Annotated in this window: 13 protein-coding genes; 4 read left to right on the top strand and 9 right to left on the bottom strand. The window is 59.3% G+C overall.

Features of this window, described 5'->3' with window-relative positions:
• Positions 1-49: 49 nt before the first annotated feature.
• Positions 50-418: a PilZ domain-containing protein gene (locus tag ACZ3HH_RS18975; RefSeq protein ID WP_465806704.1), complete on the bottom strand. Its 369-nt coding sequence runs from the start codon at positions 416-418 to the stop codon at positions 50-52.
• 156 nt (positions 419-574) lie between these two features.
• On the opposite strand from ACZ3HH_RS18975, the gene ACZ3HH_RS18970 reads away from it, so the two are divergent.
• The 3 genes from ACZ3HH_RS18970 (at position 575) to yjiA (ending at position 3,987) form a co-directional block, all read left to right on the top strand.
• Positions 575-2,641, top strand: coding sequence for a carbon starvation CstA family protein (locus tag ACZ3HH_RS18970; protein ID WP_465806702.1), 2,067 nt, complete (start codon positions 575-577; stop codon positions 2,639-2,641).
• A 14-nt stretch (positions 2,642-2,655) separates the two neighbouring features.
• Complete coding sequence (locus tag ACZ3HH_RS18965; protein ID WP_007895266.1) at positions 2,656-2,853, top strand: YbdD/YjiX family protein; 198 nt, start codon at positions 2,656-2,658, stop codon at positions 2,851-2,853.
• 162 nt (positions 2,854-3,015) lie between these two features.
• Complete coding sequence (yjiA, locus tag ACZ3HH_RS18960) at positions 3,016-3,987, top strand: GTPase (RefSeq protein WP_465806699.1); 972 nt, start codon at positions 3,016-3,018, stop codon at positions 3,985-3,987.
• A 103-nt stretch (positions 3,988-4,090) separates the two neighbouring features.
• On the opposite strand, the gene ACZ3HH_RS18955 is transcribed toward yjiA, so the two are convergent.
• The 5 genes from ACZ3HH_RS18955 to ACZ3HH_RS18935 form a co-directional block, all read right to left on the bottom strand.
• The gene (locus tag ACZ3HH_RS18955) at positions 4,091-4,798 is read right to left on the bottom strand and encodes a GntR family transcriptional regulator (protein ID WP_465806697.1); all 708 of its coding nucleotides are present in this window, start codon (positions 4,796-4,798) and stop codon (positions 4,091-4,093) included.
• Positions 4,799-4,824: 26 nt separating this feature from the next.
• Complete coding sequence (locus tag ACZ3HH_RS18950) at positions 4,825-5,529, bottom strand: FadR/GntR family transcriptional regulator (RefSeq protein ID WP_465806695.1); 705 nt, start codon at positions 5,527-5,529, stop codon at positions 4,825-4,827.
• 67 nt (positions 5,530-5,596) lie between these two features.
• Complete coding sequence (locus ACZ3HH_RS18945) at positions 5,597-6,910, bottom strand: C4-dicarboxylate transporter DctA (RefSeq protein WP_465806693.1); 1,314 nt, start codon at positions 6,908-6,910, stop codon at positions 5,597-5,599.
• 276 nt (positions 6,911-7,186) lie between these two features.
• Positions 7,187-8,440, bottom strand: a complete 1,254-nt coding sequence (glyA, locus tag ACZ3HH_RS18940; RefSeq protein ID WP_465806691.1) for a serine hydroxymethyltransferase — start codon at positions 8,438-8,440, stop codon at positions 7,187-7,189.
• Positions 8,441-8,689: 249 nt separating this feature from the next.
• Positions 8,690-12,538, bottom strand: a complete 3,849-nt coding sequence (locus tag ACZ3HH_RS18935) for a sensor domain-containing protein (protein ID WP_465806689.1) — start codon at positions 12,536-12,538, stop codon at positions 8,690-8,692.
• A gap of 284 nt (positions 12,539-12,822) precedes the next feature.
• Between ACZ3HH_RS18935 and ettA the strand changes: the two genes are divergently transcribed.
• Positions 12,823-14,487 (top strand): energy-dependent translational throttle protein EttA, encoded by a 1,665-nt coding sequence (gene ettA, locus ACZ3HH_RS18930; protein WP_367373017.1) that lies wholly within the window; start codon positions 12,823-12,825, stop codon positions 14,485-14,487.
• A 175-nt stretch (positions 14,488-14,662) separates the two neighbouring features.
• Here ettA and ACZ3HH_RS18925 read toward each other — a convergent pair whose 3' ends face one another.
• The 3 genes from ACZ3HH_RS18925 to ACZ3HH_RS18915 all read right to left on the bottom strand — a co-directional run bounded on the left by ACZ3HH_RS18925 (position 14,663) and on the right by ACZ3HH_RS18915 (position 17,649).
• Positions 14,663-15,166: a GreA/GreB family elongation factor gene (locus ACZ3HH_RS18925; protein ID WP_465806687.1), complete on the bottom strand. Its 504-nt coding sequence runs from the start codon at positions 15,164-15,166 to the stop codon at positions 14,663-14,665.
• Between the two features lie 70 nt (positions 15,167-15,236).
• Entirely contained in the window at positions 15,237-15,593 is a 357-nt protein-coding gene (locus tag ACZ3HH_RS18920; RefSeq protein ID WP_465806685.1) for a hypothetical protein, read from the bottom strand.
• A 202-nt stretch (positions 15,594-15,795) separates the two neighbouring features.
• The gene (locus tag ACZ3HH_RS18915) at positions 15,796-17,649 is read right to left on the bottom strand and encodes an Lnb N-terminal periplasmic domain-containing protein (RefSeq protein WP_465806683.1); all 1,854 of its coding nucleotides are present in this window, start codon (positions 17,647-17,649) and stop codon (positions 15,796-15,798) included.
• Between the last annotated feature and the right edge of the window lie 77 nt (positions 17,650-17,726).

The following is a 17,726-nucleotide window of genomic DNA, read 5'->3' as shown; positions in this document are numbered from 1 at the left end:
AATCGCCATCGCGGGCAAGCCCGGCTCCCACAGGTATTGCGTCGTGTCTTCAGATTTCGATCAGGGCGCCCAATTCGCGCTCCAGTTCCTCGGGGTCGCCCAGGTTGAACTCGATCAATCGCCGCAGCCGTTCAATCGATTCCAGGCTGATGTGTTTGCAGACAAACCCGAGTTGACCATGGTCATCGTGGGTCAACATCACATCCATCTTGATCTCTACGTCTTCGTTAAGATGAATATCAACCAGGAAATGCCAGTCTGGATTACCCAGCCACGGCTCGGGCCTCTCGATAAGCAGCCCCTTGAGCGACAGGTCGATCAACTTCACCGGCCAGATGAATTCCCCCTGGCTCAGCTCGGTTCGGGCATCGAACGCAATACGTTTGAAGCGGCGGCGATCAGCAGGGTGGTCACTCATGGCGCAATCCTCTGAATGTCCGCTGACTATAGACCCGCATTGTTAAAGCCTGCCAGCAAGACAGGGTCCAGACCAATGTTGGGGGTGGTCTTTGAGGCCAGTAGCGCTAAACTCGGGATGGCTGTCTTTCTTGTCCACTCTGGCTGGAATCATAAAATGAAAAATAATAATAGCCTGCTACGCCACCTACCCTGGCTGCTGCTGGCAATCCTGGGAGCGTGCGCCCTGGGCGTAGTGGCATTGCGCCGAGGCGAGGCGATCAACGCCTTGTGGATAGTGGTCGCCGCCGTGGCCATTTATCTGGTCGCTTACCGCTACTACAGCCTGTTCATCGCTAACAATGTGATGCAACTCGATCCGCGTCGGGCTACACCCGCCGTGCTCAACAATGACGGTCTGGACTATGTGCCGACCAACAAACACATCCTCTTCGGTCACCACTTCGCAGCCATCGCTGGCGCGGGGCCGCTTGTAGGCCCGGTTTTGGCGGCGCAGATGGGCTACCTGCCCGGTACGCTGTGGCTGATTGCCGGGGTGGTGCTGGCCGGTGCGGTTCAGGACTTCATGGTCCTGTTCATGTCCACCCGCCGCAACGGTCGTTCCCTGGGCGATATGGTCCGTGAAGAAATGGGCCGCATCCCCGGGACCATCGCGCTGTTTGGCTGTTTCCTGATCATGATCATCATCCTCGCGGTGCTGGCGCTGATCGTGGTCAAGGCCCTGGCCGAAAGTCCGTGGGGGATTTTCACGGTGATGGCGACCATCCCGATCGCGATGTTCATGGGCATTTACATGCGCTACATCCGCCCGGGTCGCATCGGTGAAATCTCGGTGATCGGCGTGGCGTTGCTGCTGGGTTCGATCTGGCTGGGCGGGCAGATTGCCGCTGACCCGGTCTGGGCCAAGGCGTTCAGCTTCACCGGGATCCAGATCACCTGGATGCTGATTGGCTACGGTTTTGTGGCGGCAGTGTTGCCGGTGTGGCTGATTCTCGCCCCTCGCGATTACCTGTCGACCTTCCTCAAAATCGGCACCATCGTTGCGCTGGCGATCGGCATTCTGATCACCATGCCTGAGCTGAAAATGCCGGCATTGACCCAGTTCATCGACGGCACCGGACCGGTGTGGAAGGGCGGTCTGTTTCCGTTCCTGTTCATCACCATTGCCTGTGGCGCGGTGTCGGGTTTCCACGCACTAATCTCCTCCGGCACCACACCGAAACTGCTGGATAACGAGGTCAACGCCCGTTACATCGGTTACGGCGGCATGCTGATGGAATCCTTCGTGGCGATCATGGCAATGGTTGCCGCTTCGGTGATCGAGCCAGGCGTGTACTTCGCCATGAACAGCCCGGCGGCGGTCGTCGGCGGTGACGTGGTGGCTGTGGCACAAGCTGTCAGCGGCTGGGGTTTTGCGATTACCCCGGAAGCGCTGCAAGCGGTGGCCAAGGACATTGGTGAAACCACCATCCTGGCCCGTGCCGGCGGTGCGCCGACCCTGGCGGTCGGTATCGCGCAGATCCTGCACAGTGTGCTGCCCGGTGAAAACACCATGGCGTTCTGGTACCACTTCGCGATCCTGTTCGAAGCGCTGTTCATTCTGACGGCGGTGGATGCCGGTACCCGTGCCGGACGTTTCATGCTGCAGGATTTGCTCGGCTCGTTCGTGCCGGCGCTCAAACGCACCGAATCCTGGACCGCCAACCTGATCGCAACCGCCGGTTGCGTGGCGATGTGGGGTTATCTGCTGTATCAAGGCGTGATCGACCCACTGGGCGGCATCAACACCTTGTGGCCGCTGTTCGGCATCTCCAACCAGATGCTGGCGGGTATCGCGCTGATGTTGGCGACCGTCGTGCTGATCAAAATGAAACGCCAACGCTACATCTGGGTGACCATGCTGCCAGCCGTTTGGTTGCTGATCTGCACCACCACCGCAGGCTTCATCAAGCTGTTCGACGCCAACCCGGCAATCGGTTTCCTGTCGCTGGCGAAGAAATACAGCGATGCGTTGGCCAACGGGCAAATCCTGGCTCCGGCCAAGAGCATCGAGCAGATGCAGCATGTAATCTATAACGCCTACACCAACGCAACGCTGACCGCATTGTTCCTGTTCGTGGTGTTCAGCATCCTGTTCTATGCGCTCAAGGTCGGCATTGCCGCCTGGGGTACCAAAGAACGTACGGATAAAGAATCGCCGTTCCAGGCTCAGCCGGATGCGTAATCGAGGATTGCACCATGTTCAATGACCTGAGTCGCCTCGGTAAATACCTCGGTCAGGCCGCGCGCCTGATGGTCGGCATGCCCGACTACGACAACTACGTCGAGCACATGCAAACCAAACACCCGGACAAACCGGTGATGAGCTACGAGATGTTTTTTCGCGAACGTCAGGAAGCCCGTTACGGTGGCAAGGGTGGGCCGAAGTGCTGTTGACCCGACAGAGAAGTTGATGCAATCCCTGTGGGAGCGGGCTTGCCCGCGATGGCGGACTATCAGTCAACATTGATGTTGAATGGTAAATCGCTATCGCGGGCAAGCCCGCTCCCACATTTGTTTCGTGTTCCTTTAATTTTTTTGAAAACAGGAGACTTGTCTTTGTCCTCTCCCATCCCTGTCACGATCCTCAGCGGCTTTCTAGGCGCCGGCAAGACCACATTGCTGCGCCATCTGCTCAAAGCCGAGCACGGCCTGAAAATCGCCGTGATCGAAAACGAATTCAGTGACGCCGGTATCGACACCCAACTGTTGGGCTTTGATCCGGTGCAAGTGATGACGCTGTCCAACGGCTGCGTCTGCTGCACCATCCACACCGATTTGACCAAGGCGCTGTACCTGCTGCTCGAACGCCTGGACAGTGGCGAAATCGCCTTCGATCGTCTGGTCATCGAATGCACCGGTCTGGCCGATCCGGCCCCAGTGGCGCAAACCTTTTTCATCGACGAAGAACTGCGCGAGCGCTACATCCTCGACGGCATCATCACTCTGGTCGACGCCAAACATGCTGAACATCACCTGACCCAGACCATCGCCCAGGCGCAGATCGGTTTCGCCGACCGTTTGCTGGTGAGCAAGCGGGATCTGGTGGACGAACCGACCTTCACCACCCTTAGCGAGCGTCTGACCCGCATCAACCGTCGCGCGCCGATTCGCGTGGTTGATCACGGCAAGATTGATCTGGCCGAACTGCTCGACGTGCGCGGCTTCAACCTCAATGCCGACCTCGGTGGTGGCGTGAGTTTGCGCCCGGTGAGCAAGGCGCCCTCCATCGATCGCATTTCCAGCCTGGTATTGCGCACCGACAAGCCGCTGGATATCGACAAGCTCAGCGAGTTCATGAACGAACTGCTGGAAGACCATGGCAAGCAACTGCTGCGCTACAAAGGTGTTTTGAACATCCTTGGCGAGCCGCGGCGCATGGTGTTTCAGGGCGTGCTGAAGTTGTATGGTTTCGACTGGGATACCGAATGGGCCGATGATGAAACACGCGAAAGCGTGATCGTGTTCATTGCCGATGAGTTGCCGGAAGAGAAGATTCGTGAGGGGTTTGCGCGGGTTGCAGCGGAGTAAGCCCCGATATTTTCAGCGGGCCTGATGCCGCCATCGCGAGCAGGCCCGCTCCCACAGGGGGATGCATTTCAAATGTGGGAGCGAGCCTGCTCGCGATGGCGATCTAACCGGCAACACGATTTTGGCTGACTGCCGATCCAGAGTGCAGTAGCGCCTCCTCAAGGCGATCCAGATGCCGGGTCATCAACCTCTCGGCCGCCGTAACATCCCCATGCTCCACTGCATCGACAATCTCCGCGTGCTTCTGCCACGCGCAATCACCGCCTACCTGCGCATCACACTGCGCAATCGCCAGCGAAGTCAGCGGCACCAGACTGCCAAGAAAATGCGCCAACGGTGCGTTCCCCGCCATTTCGGCCAGTTGCAGATGAAATTCCCCTGACAATCGAATGGCCGGACCACGCGCCGTGCATTGGCGTTCGCTGTCGATCAAGGCGCGCAGGCGTTTCAGGTCTTGTGGGCGAGGTTGCTGGCAGGCCAGTCGAGCCAGCGTGATTTCGGTCAGTCGTCGGGCATGCAGCGTCTGCCGAGTCTGCTCGACATCGGGCGCGGCGACTCGGGGACGATGGTTGGTGCGAAGGATAATGATCTGCTGATGAGACAACTGCGTCAGCACGCCACGAATGTCACTGCGTCGAGCGCTGAACATCTGCGCCAGGCTGTCTTCAGTAAAACGACTGGCTGCATGGATGCGCTGTTCGAGAATGGCGTCGAAGATCCGTGAATAGAGATCGTCCGCTGGCGGTTTCCCGGTGTCCGTTCGGGAGAAGGGCAGGGCAGTGAATATCTGTGGTGAGGCGAAGCTGTTCATGGCCTGTCTCCTGTTCGAAGAGGGGATCAACTGTTGAGGTGATCGTCCGGAATATTCAATTCGATGCCCATCCGTTGGCCTTCCCGAAGGATGTGCCGACGCATCTCGGCGCTGGCTTGGGCGCTGTTCTTGCTGCGGATGGCACGCACCACGGCTTCGTTTTCTTCAAGGCGTTCAGCCAGGTGCTCTGGAGAATTGCGCAGCACATCGGCGCTTTGCTTGAGGGCATTGCTGGTCTGCTGCACCACGCTCTGGAAAATCGGGTTCGAGGTCAGGGCGAACAGCTCCTCGTGGAACGCGATATAGGCATTCACGCCGGCCTCGCTGTCGTTGGCCTCAAGGGCTTCGCGCATGTCCATCAAGGTCAGACGCAGTTGGCCGACTTCCTTGCTGCTTATCGACTGTGCAACCAGGCCTACGATGAAGGGTTCGAGGGTGTAGCGCAGTTGCAGCACGTCTTCGAGGCTGGCCCCGGCTACCGCGCTGTCGTGGCTTTGGCTGTCGCTGAGGTTGGCCTCCAGCACTACCACGCCTTTGCCCGGCATGGAGCGCACCAGCCCGAGGGTTTCCAACACGATGACCGCTTCGCGCAGGCTCGGGCGGCTGATGCCCAGTTGTTCGGCCAGCTCACGCTGGCCCGGCAGCATTTCGCCGGAACGCCACTGACCACGGGCCAGAGCGGCCCGAAGTTTTTCTACGACTGAATTTACAACGGTTGACGAGGTAATCACTGTTCGCTCCATGAGCATCCATAACGATTGGTGGCCGTGCCTGCCCTCGGGCAGGCACGGCGATTATTCAGAATTCCTGCTGATGGGCCGGGGCAACCGGTTTTCTCGGCTGGAAGGTATAACCCTGCTGGCCGGACAGCACCTTGTTTGCCCGTTGGATATCGATGTCTTTTTCCCAACGGGCGATGGCCACGGTGGCGACGCAGTTGCCGATCAGGTTGGTCAACGCCCGGCCAATGCCCATGAACCAGTCCACCGCCAGCACCAATACCAGGCCGACCACCGGAATTGCCGGGATCGCCGTCAGTGTTGCCGCGAGAATTACCAGTGCCGAGCCGGGAATCCCGTGGGCACCTTTGGAAGTGATCAGCGACACCAGCAAAATTGTCAGCAGGTCAGTCATGGCCAGCGGCGTGCCGGTGGCATTGGCGATGAACACGATGGCCAGGGTCAGGTAGATCGAAAAACCATCAAGGTTGAACGAGTACCCGGTCGGAATCACCAGCCCGACCGTGGAGCTACCAATGCCCAGGTGCTCAAGCTTGCGCATGATTTGTGGCAGCACGGCGTCGGAAGAGGCGGTGCCCATGACGATCAGCAGTTCTTCGCGCAGGTACTTGAGCAGAGGCCACATCTTCAGGCCCGAAAGGCGCATCACCAGGCCGAGAATCAGCGCCACGAATGCCGTGCAGGTCAGGTAAAACAGGCCGACCAGGCTACCCAAGTGCTGCAGCGAATCCAGGCCATATTTGCTGGTGGTGAAGGCAATCGCCCCGAACACGCCGATCGGCGCCAGACGCACGATCATGCCCATGATGCGGAAGATCACGTGGCTCAGCTCATTGATCAACCGGGAAATACCCGACGCCGCTTCGCCCACCAGGTTCAGCGCACTGCCGAACAGCACCGAAAACAGCAGGACTTGCAGAATGTTGTTTTCCGCGAAGGCGCCGATCACCGAAGTGGGGATCAGGTTCATCAGGAACTGCGTGGTGGTAGCCATGTGCTGACCGCGTTGGGCGATGTCGCCCATGTCTGCGGCGGAGAGTTGATCCAGATGAATGTTCGCGCCGCTGCCGATGCCGGTCGTGAAGGCGAATACCAGGCCGATCACCAAGGCAATGGTGGTCAGCACTTCGAAGTAGATCACCGATTTCAGGCCGATGCGTCCGACCTTCTTCAAGTCGCCGGCACCGCTGATGCCGCTGACCACCACGCAGAACACGATCAGACCGATGAGCATCTTGATCAGTTTGATGAAACCATCGCCGAGAGGTTTGAGCTGGGCGGAGTATTCGGGAAGGGTCAGCCCACAGACGATGCCGAGCACCAGTCCGAGAACCACTTGAAGGAAGATTGAACGTGAGCACCATCTGAGCATGGGAGGAATCCTGGTCGGTGTCCTGGCTGCCGTGCGCTTCGCGCATCAGATTCAGGACTTAATTATTGTGGTCTTACCGGTATGTCCAGTGCAGGCGCAGTCTAGGCGCTGCTTTTGGATGATCGCAAGCAAATTTTGAGTAATTGGCATGACCGGTCTTACCAGTTGGGCGCAATGCCCCGACCTTGAGCCTTTTCGCGTTTTGAAAAAAATTGCGGACGAAAAAAAACCGGCCATCACTGGCCGGTTTTTCATTGCTGCGGTTTAGCGGGCTGATTAAGCGCCGTATACCGGCAGCTTCTTGCAGATGGCCTTGACCTTCTCACGAACGGCGTCGATCACCGCTTCGTTGTTCAGGTCCGCCAGGATGTCGCAGATCCAGCCGGCCAGCTCTTTGCACTCTGCTTCCTTGAAGCCGCGAGTGGTCACTGCCGGCGTACCGAAACGCAGACCGGAGGTGACGAACGGGGAGCGTGGATCGTTTGGCACGGAGTTCTTGTTCACGGTGATGAACGCTTTGCCCAGAGCGGCGTCAGCGTCTTTACCGGAGATTTCCTGCTTGATCAGCGACAGCAGGAACAGGTGGTTCTGAGTACCGCCCGACACCACGTCGTAACCGCGCTCGATGAACACGCCGGCCATGGCCTGGGCGTTTTTCACCACTTGTTGCTGGTAGGTCTTGAACTCAGGCTGCAGCGCTTCCTTGAAGCAGATCGCCTTGGCAGCGATCACGTGCTCCAGTGGGCCGCCCTGGGCGCCCGGGAATACCGCGGAGTTCAGCTTCTTCTCGATGTCGGCGTTGGCGCGAGCCAGGATCAGGCCGCCACGTGGACCGCGCAGGGTCTTGTGCGTGGTGGTGGTCACGACGTCAGCGAATGGAACCGGGTTCGGGTAGACGCCAGCGGCGACCAGACCGGCCACGTGAGCCATGTCGACGAACAGGTAAGCACCGACTTTGTCAGCGATTTCGCGGAAACGCGGGAAGTCGAGGATCTGCGAGTAGGCAGAGAAACCGGCCACGATCATTTTTGGCTTGTGCTCAACCGCCAGACGCTCGACTTCGTCGTAGTCGATCAGGCCGTTGGCGTCGATGCCGTACTGAACAGCGTTGTACAACTTGCCGGAGGACGAAACGCTGGCACCGTGGGTCAGGTGACCGCCGTGCGCCAGGCTCATGCCCAGGATGGTGTCGCCCGCTTGCAGCAGGGCCAGGTAAACGGCGCTGTTGGCTTGCGAACCGGCGTGTGGCTGAACGTTGGCGTAATCGGCGCCGAACAGTTCTTTGGCGCGGTCGATGGCCAGTTGCTCAACCACGTCGACGAACTCGCAACCACCGTAGTAGCGCTTGCCCGGGTAGCCTTCGGCGTACTTGTTGGTCAGTACCGAGCCTTGAGCTTCCATCACCGCAGGGCTGGTGTAGTTTTCCGAAGCGATCAGCTCGATGTGTTCTTCCTGGCGCTGAGCTTCTTGCTCCATGGCGGCAAAAAGGTCGGCGTCGTACTTGGCAATAGTCAAATCACGGCTGAACATGGCGGTCCTCAAGGATCGGGGCAGAAAAGGGAGGCATTCTAACCCAATGGGTTTTAGATGGCATATGAAAGGACATCATGTCGCAGACAAGTGGTGTTCATGCGGGGATCAGCGGTGATCGTGCTGGCCCCATCGCGAGCAGGCTCGCTCCCACAGTGGATTTTCGGTGCTTACAAATTTTGTGTACACCCCAAAACCCTGTGGGAGCGAGCCTGCTCGCGATGAGGCGATCAGCCTCTCTGCAAGACTTCAGTCAAGCATGAACAACGCATCATTGCTGAACTGCGCCTCAAACCGACTCGCCGGCATCGGACGCCCGAACAGATACCCCTGAACCTCATCGCAACCATGCTCACGCAGGAAGTCGAGCTGCTCGTGGGTTTCCACGCCTTCGGCGATCACCGCCAGATTGAGGCTATGGGCCATGGCGATGATCGCCCGGGCAATTTGCGCATCCTGTTCACCCGAGGGCAGGCCATCGACGAAGGTGCGGTCGATTTTCAGCACGTCGATCGGGAATTGCTTGAGGTAATTGAGCGATGAATAGCCGGTGCCGAAGTCATCCACAGCAATGCTCAGGCCCAGATTCTTCAACCCGGCGAGGATCTGCATCGCCTCGCTGACTTCGCGCATCAGGATACTTTCGGTCAACTCCAGCTCCAGGCACGCCGGCGGCAGGCCGGTTTCCTTGAGGATGGTGGCGATCCGCGTGCCGAGCTGCCCGTCGGAGAACTGCCGGGCCGAAATGTTCACCGAAACCTTCGGCACTCGCACCTTGGCCTGGTGCCAGGTCTTGAGCTGACGGCAGGCTTCGCTGATGACCCAGTCGCCGACATCGACCACCAACCCGAGCTCCTCGAGCACCGGAATGAAATCCCCCGGGGGCACCAGGCCGCGTCGTGGGTGGCGCCAGCGCAACAGGGCTTCGGCGCCGGTCAGGCGTTTGCCGTCGCCGCTGAATTGCGGCTGGTAGTACAGCACGAATTCGTTTTGTTCCAGGGCATGGCGCAAGTCGCTTTCCAGCTCCAGACGCTCCAGGGCACTGGCGTTCATGTCGGCCTGATAGAACTGGAAGTTGTTCTTGCCGCGCTCCTTGGCGTGGTACATCGCGGTGTCGGCGTTCTTCATCAGCTGACTGAGTTCGCTGCCGTCCTGAGGGCTCAGGGCGATGCCGATACTGGCGGTGACAAAGAACTCGCGGCCTTCCAGCACGAACGGTTTCACCAGGCTGGCGAGGATCTGTTCGGCCACATGAATCGCCCGGTTCAGCGCGATCACCCGGTTGGCCCGCGGTTGCAGCAGCAACGTGAACTCATCGCCGCCCATGCGCGCCACGGTGTCGTCATCGTCGACGCAACCGAGCAGGCGCGTGGCCATTTCCTTGAGCATACGGTCGCCGGCGGCGTGGCCCAGGGAGTCGTTGATCGGCTTGAAACGGTCCAGGTCGAGGAACATCAGCACCACCCAGGACTTCTGCCGTTCAGCCGATTGCAGCGCGGTGTGCAGGCGATCCTGGAACAGCGTGCGGTTAGGCAAGTGAGTCAGGGCGTCGTAATAGGCGAGACGGTGAATCCGTTGCTCACTGGCCTTGCGTTCGCTGATATCGCTGAAGAAACACACGTAGCTGGCCAGATCGCCTTCATCGTCGAGCACCGCGGTAATCCCGACCCAGGCCGGGTAGTGCTCGCCATTGCGTCGCTTGAGCCAGACTTCGCCTTCCCAGGTGCTGTGCTGATGCAATTGCTTGAGCACATAGCGCAGATGGGCTTCCTGCTGCTCATCGACAGTGAGCATGTTCGGTAACTGGTCGAGGACCTGGGCCACCGCATAGCCACTGACGCGACTGAAAGCCTCGTTGGCCTGGACGATGTAGCCCGCCGGGTCAGTGATCAGAATCGCCGAGGTCGAGTGCTCGAATACCGTGGCCGCCATGCGCAAGTCTTTCTCGGCCCGGCGTTGCTGGCTGATGTCGCGACCAACCCCGAGCACGCCTTCGAAGGCACCGTGTTCGTCCCACACCAGCACCAGGCGCAACTCGATGGGAATCTTGCGCCCGTCGGCCCGCAGGCAGTCGAACAGAAACAGCTGGGTCTGCACCTGACTGCGCAGCAGCGCCAGTTGTTCGGGTTTATTCAGCGCTTTGCTGACCCGGTCCATCAGGCTGTAGATGCCGGTCAGTTGTTGCGGGTTGGCGATGGTCGATTGCCAGCCGTTCTGGAATATCCAGTCGGCGTCGAAGCCCAGCACGGCCTGCACCGAGGGGCTGACGTAATTGAGCGACATCTTGCTGTCGGTGGAGAAAATCACGTCGCTGATGCTTTCGGCGAGCATCCGGTAGCGCTGCTCGCTGTCGCGCAGGGACTCGCTGGCTTCGATCTGGTCGGTGATGTCCTTGGCCACGCCGATGATGCGGGTGACTTGATCGTGCTTGTCCCGCGCCAGAGCCTGTTCGCGAATATCGAAACGCCGCCATTTGCCATCGCGATGGCGAAAACGCAGCTGGCATTGCAGCAATTGGGTGTAACCCGCGTGACGTTGGGCCTGACGTGATCGGTGGTAGTAATCGGCATCCTCGGGGTGCAACAAGATTTCCCAGAAATACTCGCCCATCTGGTGCAGTTCGGTGCGGTTGTAACCCAGTGTCTGCCCCAGGTGATGGTTGCTGAAGATCATCCGCTGGCTGACCACATCCTGCACATACAGATGATCCGGCACGGTGCGCACCACGTCGGACCAAAACCCTTCACGCTCCAGCAGTGACAGCTCGACAAGCTTGCGGCTGGTGATGTCGCTGATGCTCAAAATCACCGCTTTATAGTCGGTCTGATCTTCCGGCAGGCGCAGCACCAGCCAAAAATGCTGGTCGCGGCCATTGGCGTCCTGAAGCTTGATTTCCAGCTCAAGCTGTTTCTGCTGGTGGAGCACCGCATCGAGCACTTGATTGCCGATGGCTGTGCAGTCCAATGGGCTGCCGTCGATCAGCAGTTTCCAGGCTTGATCGCAGGAATTGACGTTGAGCAGTTGCAGGGCGACTTGGTTGACCTCGGTAATGCGCAGTTCCTGCAGCAGTTGCTGGCGTTGCTCCGGTGTCTCGAGCCAGGCCTTCAACTGTTCACTGCTGTTGAGTTGAGCCCTGTCGAAGACACTTTTGAGCCCGGACAGGTCGAGCACGCACAGCGCAACGCCGGTGCCTTCGAAAATGTCCTGATAGCGTCGACGACCCTCGTGCAATTGACGTTGACGGCGACGAATGTTCAGCAGCGCGATGAATGGCAACAAGGAGAGGGCCAGGCCCAGCAGGCATTTGCCAATGAACGTCGGCAGCAGTTGTTCGATCACCCGTTGCCGGTCGAACACCCCGCGCAGCTGCCAATCGCTGCTGCTCAAAGGGATTGTCAGGACGCTGTTGGCCAGCTCATCAGATGTCAGCACGGCCGGTTTGGCCGAAGGCTGGGCGTCATCGCGGCTGATGATCTGATGATTGATGCGGTTTTCCACCAGCCATTGGGGGCGGATGCCACCGTCGCCTTGTTTGGTCAGTGAGGAGAAAAACGTCGGCGTCAGGCGCAGGACCCAATAGCCGCGGCTGCTGCCGCTGGCCTGATGCAGAAGCAGGTGCAACACCGAACCGTCGTCGGCATTGCTGAAGTAGTGGGCCTGGGCGTGGCTGCGCTGAACCAGTTCGCTCAGGTAATTGGCGTCTGGGCTGTCGGTGGCACTGTCGCTGAGGATTTTTCCGGTGGGACTGAGCAGCGCCAGACTGCGCAGGTCCGGCAGCGATTGTTGCAGCTTGTGCAGCAATGCCTGCTGTTCGTCGGGGCTTTGCGGTTGTTCGATGATCGGTAGCAGATTAAGAGCGATCTGGGCATTGAGTGCCATGTTGAGGCTGACTTGCGCAGCCAGATCGGCGGAATAGTCGATGGTGTATTGGCGCTGGTTTTTCTGGGTTTCGCCAAGCTGATCCAGCAGCTGCCAGAACAGCAGTGCGAGCAGCAACAGCACGAGGGTCGCCAGCGCGCCCTTCAAGGTTCCGCGCAGGGGCGAGCCGGTCGCAGGATTGAGTGCGCTCACGGACGATGGCGGAGAGACATTGGACAAACTGTAATCCTGCGGTTTGGCTGGACTGGCGCGACGTGCACTATAAGCCGGACGCCCGAAGGGCGGCTAGCATGCCTTGAGTTGTGGCGAAGTGCCAGTCCCGCTCGGCTGGACTGCCTTCTATCAATAAGGTAGCTTTGCCGGTTACGCGGGAGCGTTCCAGCTCCTAGAAAGGTTTTTTTCAGCGCGCACGCTTTGATACCCATCAAACGAACGACGCGCATGGCCTGGCCGGGCATCGCCTGCGCTCCAATCATTCATCAGTCACTGACCCAAGGTTCTCCATGGCTCAATACGTCTTCACCATGCATCGGCTGGGCAAAGTTGTTCCGCCGAAGCGGGAAATCCTGAAAAACATTTCGCTGTCGTTCTTCCCGGGCGCCAAAATCGGCGTACTCGGTCTCAACGGTTCGGGTAAGTCCACGCTGCTGAAAATCATGGCTGGCGTCGATACCGAGTTCGACGGTGAAGCCCGTCCGATGCCGGACCTGAACATTGGCTACCTGCCGCAAGAACCGATCCTGGACCCGACCAAAACCGTTCGAGAAGTGGTCGAGGAAGCGGTCAGCGTGATCAAGGACGCTCAGGCGCGCCTGGACGAGGTTTACGCAGCCTACGCTGAACCGGATGCAGACTTTGACAAACTGGCCGCTGAACAGGCCAAGCTTGAATCCATCTTGCAAGCCAGCGACGGTCACAACCTGGATCGCCAACTGGAAGTCGCCGCCGATGCGCTGCGTCTGCCTGCGTGGGATGCCAAGGTCGAATTCTTGTCCGGTGGTGAAAAGCGTCGTGTGGCCCTGTGCCGCCTGCTGCTGTCCGCACCAGACATGTTGCTGCTCGACGAACCGACCAACCACCTGGACGCCGATTCCGTCGCCTGGCTGGAGCACTTCCTGCACGATTTCCCGGGCACCGTGGTTGCGATCACGCACGACCGTTACTTCCTGGACAACGTCGCCGGCTGGATCCTCGAGCTCGACCGCGGCGCCGGTATCCCGTACGAGGGCAACTATTCGGGTTGGCTTGAAGCCAAGTCCGATCGTCTGGCGGCCGAGTCCAAGCAGCAGTCGGCTCACGAAAAAGCCATGAAGGAAGAACTGGAGTGGGTGCGCAAAGGCGCCAAGGCCCGCCAGTCCAAATCCAAGGCTCGTCTGCAACGCTTCGAAGAAATGCAATCGCAGGAATTCCAGAAGCGCAGCGAAACCAACGAGATCTACATCCCGGCCGGTCCGCGCCTGGGCGACAAGGTCATCGAGTTCAAGAACGTCAGCAAGGGCTACGGCGATCGCGTGCTGATCGACAACCTGTCGTTCTCCATGCCTAAAGGCGCCATCGTCGGCGTGATCGGCGGTAACGGTGCTGGTAAATCGACTCTGTTCCGCATGCTGATGGGCAAGGAAACACCGGATTCGGGCTCCATCGAAGTCGGCGAAACCGTGCAATTGGCGTGCGTCGATCAGAGCCGTGAAGACCTGGACGGCAGCAAGACTGTGTTCCAGCAGATCTCCGAGGGTTCCGATCAGATTCGCATCGGCAACTACGAGATCCCGTCGCGTACCTACGTGGGTCGCTTCAACTTCAAGGGCGGCGATCAGCAGAAGTTCGTCAAGGACCTGTCCGGTGGTGAGCGTGGTCGCTTGCACCTGGCGCTGACCCTGAAAGAGGGCGGCAACGTCCTGCTGCTCGACGAACCGTCCAACGACCTCGACGTTGAAACCCTGCGTTCCCTGGAAGAAGCCCTGCTGGACTTCCCGGGCGCCGCCATTGTGATCTCCCACGATCGGTGGTTCCTTGACCGTGTCGCGACTCACATCCTGGCGTACGAAGACGACTCGCAAGCTGTGTTCTTCGAAGGCAACTACACCGAGTACGAAGCCGATCGCAAGAAACGCCTCGGCGAAGCGGCTTCCCAGCCGCACCGTGTACGGCACAAGAAACTGGCCTGATTTCAGGTTGGTTGAATAAAAAACGGAGCCTTCGAGGCTCCGTTTTTTTATGGGCGTTCAGTAAGACCGAGGCGCGGCTATCGCGGGCAAGCCCGCTCCCACAGGGATCTGTTTCAGGCTCGGATTTTGAGAGCGCTTGAGAACCCTTGTGGGAACGGGCTTGCCCGCGAAGGCGTCATCGAACTCCCCCGGCCTCGATGGCCAACACCTCAATCACCAAATCCCCCGCCGGTCGCTTCCACAACACTTCATCGCCCACCTGCGCCCCGAGCAACGCCCGCCCCAGCGGCGAACTCCAATTGATCAAGCCATGGGCAGCATCCGCCTGGTCTTCTCCGACCAATTGCACACGCTGCTGATGATCGTGTTCATCGGCAAAGGTCACCCAGTTGCCGATCTGCACTTTATCGGCCGAGGAGGCCTGCGCGACCACCTGGGCGCTTTGCAGGCGCTGCTTGAAGTAGCGCCAGTCGCGATCGAGGTCGGCCTGGCGCTGCTTGTCGGCCAGCTCGCCTTTGGCGCTTTCCTGATCAAGCAGGCTTTGCAGCTCGGCGACTTTCGCCTGAAGCTGCGCCAGGCCCACTGGCGTGACGTAATTGGGCTGCGCGCTGACCTGCCGTTCGACTGGCTGATCGGCTTGCGCGGCGGCGTTATCTTCATTGACGAAGGCGCGACTCATGCTGTTCTCCCGTTATAGGGTTTGGGCCATGGTCGCAGGCTTTAAGTTTCGACGAATGTCTGTAAACGACTTATTGCGAGCGATAGGCTCGCGCGGCGTCCCTGTCTTTCTCTTGTTGCCAGGCCCGTTCGCGCTCGTCCCAATGGCGGTCCTTGTACTCGTTACGATCCTCGTTTTCACGCATGGCCTGGCACTGACGGAAGCCATCGGTCCAGCCTTCGGCGTATTGCTTGTCCTTGAGGTAACGCGGGACATTTTTGCGAAACTCGCCGGTGATCGCCCCGGCGGCTTGCCGGCCACTGCTGCAACCGTCATCGAAGCCATCGGCGAATGCTGGCGGATAACCCTTGGCGATCAGATCCTCGTGGGTCGACTGGCACCCCGAGATCACTACCAATAACCCCAGCACACCCACGCAACGCCACATCTCGGACTCCTGGACCGTTCAACGGCCTGTAAGGGAAGTCTAGAAGCGGATTTGTCGGGTGTATGTGAAAGGCTTGTGATTAATCTGTGGGGCGCAAATCCCTTGTGGGAGCGAGCCTGCTCGCGATGGCGGTGGAACAGGCAGCATGGATGTTGAATGTGATGGCCTCATCGCGAGCAGGCTCGCTCCCACAGGGGGCAGGTCAATAGTGATACCACTTCACCTCAAGCATCACTTCGTTTTCGGGCGAAGCCAGGTGGCTGAATTCGCGTTGAGCACTCAGGCGCACACCCAGATTGCGCGACAGTTCCCACTGCTGATTCAGGCTCACACTTCGGCGCACTTCGCCATTGGTGAAGTAATCACCCTTGGCTTCCAGGCTGAAGTTGCCCAGCGGGTTTTTCCACAGCAGGCCGCTGTTGAAGCCCGCCGCCGGAGCGATGAAGCCCGCGAAGTCGTTGTTATGCTCCACACGCACGGTGCCCAAGGCGAAACCGAGCATGTCCTCACCCAGTTGCCAGGTCCCGCCGCCGCCACCGTTGACATGGCTGACCAGGGTTTCGTCATCATGCTTGCCCGGTACGCGCTCAAGGCCACCGGTGACTTGCCATGACAGCGGCTGCAACAAATCATTGCGAGGCGTCAGCGAGCGGATGGTCGCCAGGTCCAGTTGCTGTAACTGCCAGTCATTGCCTTCGTATTGACGCAGCTTCATCTGCAGAATTTCGATCTGCGCACCGAGGGGGAAGCTTTCCATGTTGTCATTAAGGTCGTGATAGGCCATCCGCAGGCCATATTCGCCGAATGCACGATCGCCCCGGGTGCCGACACCGGCCTGCCAGGTGCGGGATTCGTGACCGTCCTCGGGCAAGCCAGGTTGCGGAATTTCCAGCTCCGGGGGCGGGTTTTGATTGATTGCGCGTAGCAGTTCGAAACTGCGTTGAGCCCGTTGCGGGTCACGCTCCTGACCATTGGCGCGATAACGCTCCAGACGATAAGCCGCATCGATGATCAACGCCTGACGGTCGCGAGGTTGAGCCTTGAACGCCGGGTCCTGCAATTGCTTCTGATCGGCGCTGACTTTCAGCACCCACTCCTGCTCTTCGGAGGTTAATGGCTCGGCACGGCTTAGCAGTTCGCGCTCACGGGACGGGCGATACTCGATCGACTCCACCAGCCCGGCTTCTTTCACCGCTTTGACCGTGTCGGTGGGGATGGCCGTCAACGGGAATTGCTCGGTCAAATGCAGGCTCGGCCGCGCCACTTGCAGCAGTTCAAGCAGGCGGTAGGAGCAGTTTTCGTCGAAGAAGAAGTAGTCGAACTGGATCTGCTTGAGTTCCCAGACGTGCTCGACCATGCGCTCGGTTTCCTGCTGGGTCAGATTCAGGCGGTACTCCCACAGGTCGCGGTTCTCGAGGCTGCGGTATTCCGAGAGTTTTTCCTGATACGGCACCAGTGCGAACAGCCCTGGATAGCCGCCCATCAAGCCTTTCCAGGCATACAGAATGCTGTTGTCCGAACCTTCGATGTAGGCGCCGAAGTTGATTGCGTAACTGAGCAGCGAGGTCTTGTCGCTCTGCACATTGGCCTGATCGATGCGCAGCAAGGTGTGGCCAAACATCGACGATGGGCTGTTCAGGTAAGCCGCCGGGAAAATCATCACCGCGCTGTGGGGCGAAACATCCTTGAACCATTGCTTGAACTCGGCACAGTCCGGCGTCGGCAGATCGCTCAGCTCAAGTTGCGCCTTGAGCCAGCGGGTGCGGGCCGGATAGACGCATTGGGCATGCTGCTCGCTGGCACTGGCCGGGGCATACAGTGCCTGCACGGTCGCCGCCAGTTCGCGGTCGGGGTGTTCGTTGCCATCGGGGGCGAGAAAGAATTTCTTGTCGCTGACATAGCTGCGCCAGCCACCGAGCTTGGCGGTTTCGTAATGCCCCAGGGAAATCCAGAAGGGGTCGTTGGCCAGTTGCTGCAAACGTTGATTGTCGATGTGTGGCGCGGCGGACAGCGGGGCGCAGACACAGAGCGCCAGCCAGGCAAGGCGTTTGAGCATAGTGAGCAACTTAAGCAGAAAGAAACAAAAGACCCAAAGGGGCAGGCCAAAAGGGCCAGGCTCAAAAAATAAAACCC

Source organism: Pseudomonas sp. PME37.24/025, from assembly GCF_055556615.1.
Note: the sequence above shows the minus strand (reverse complement) of the source record. Positions and strands in the feature narration are given on the sequence as shown.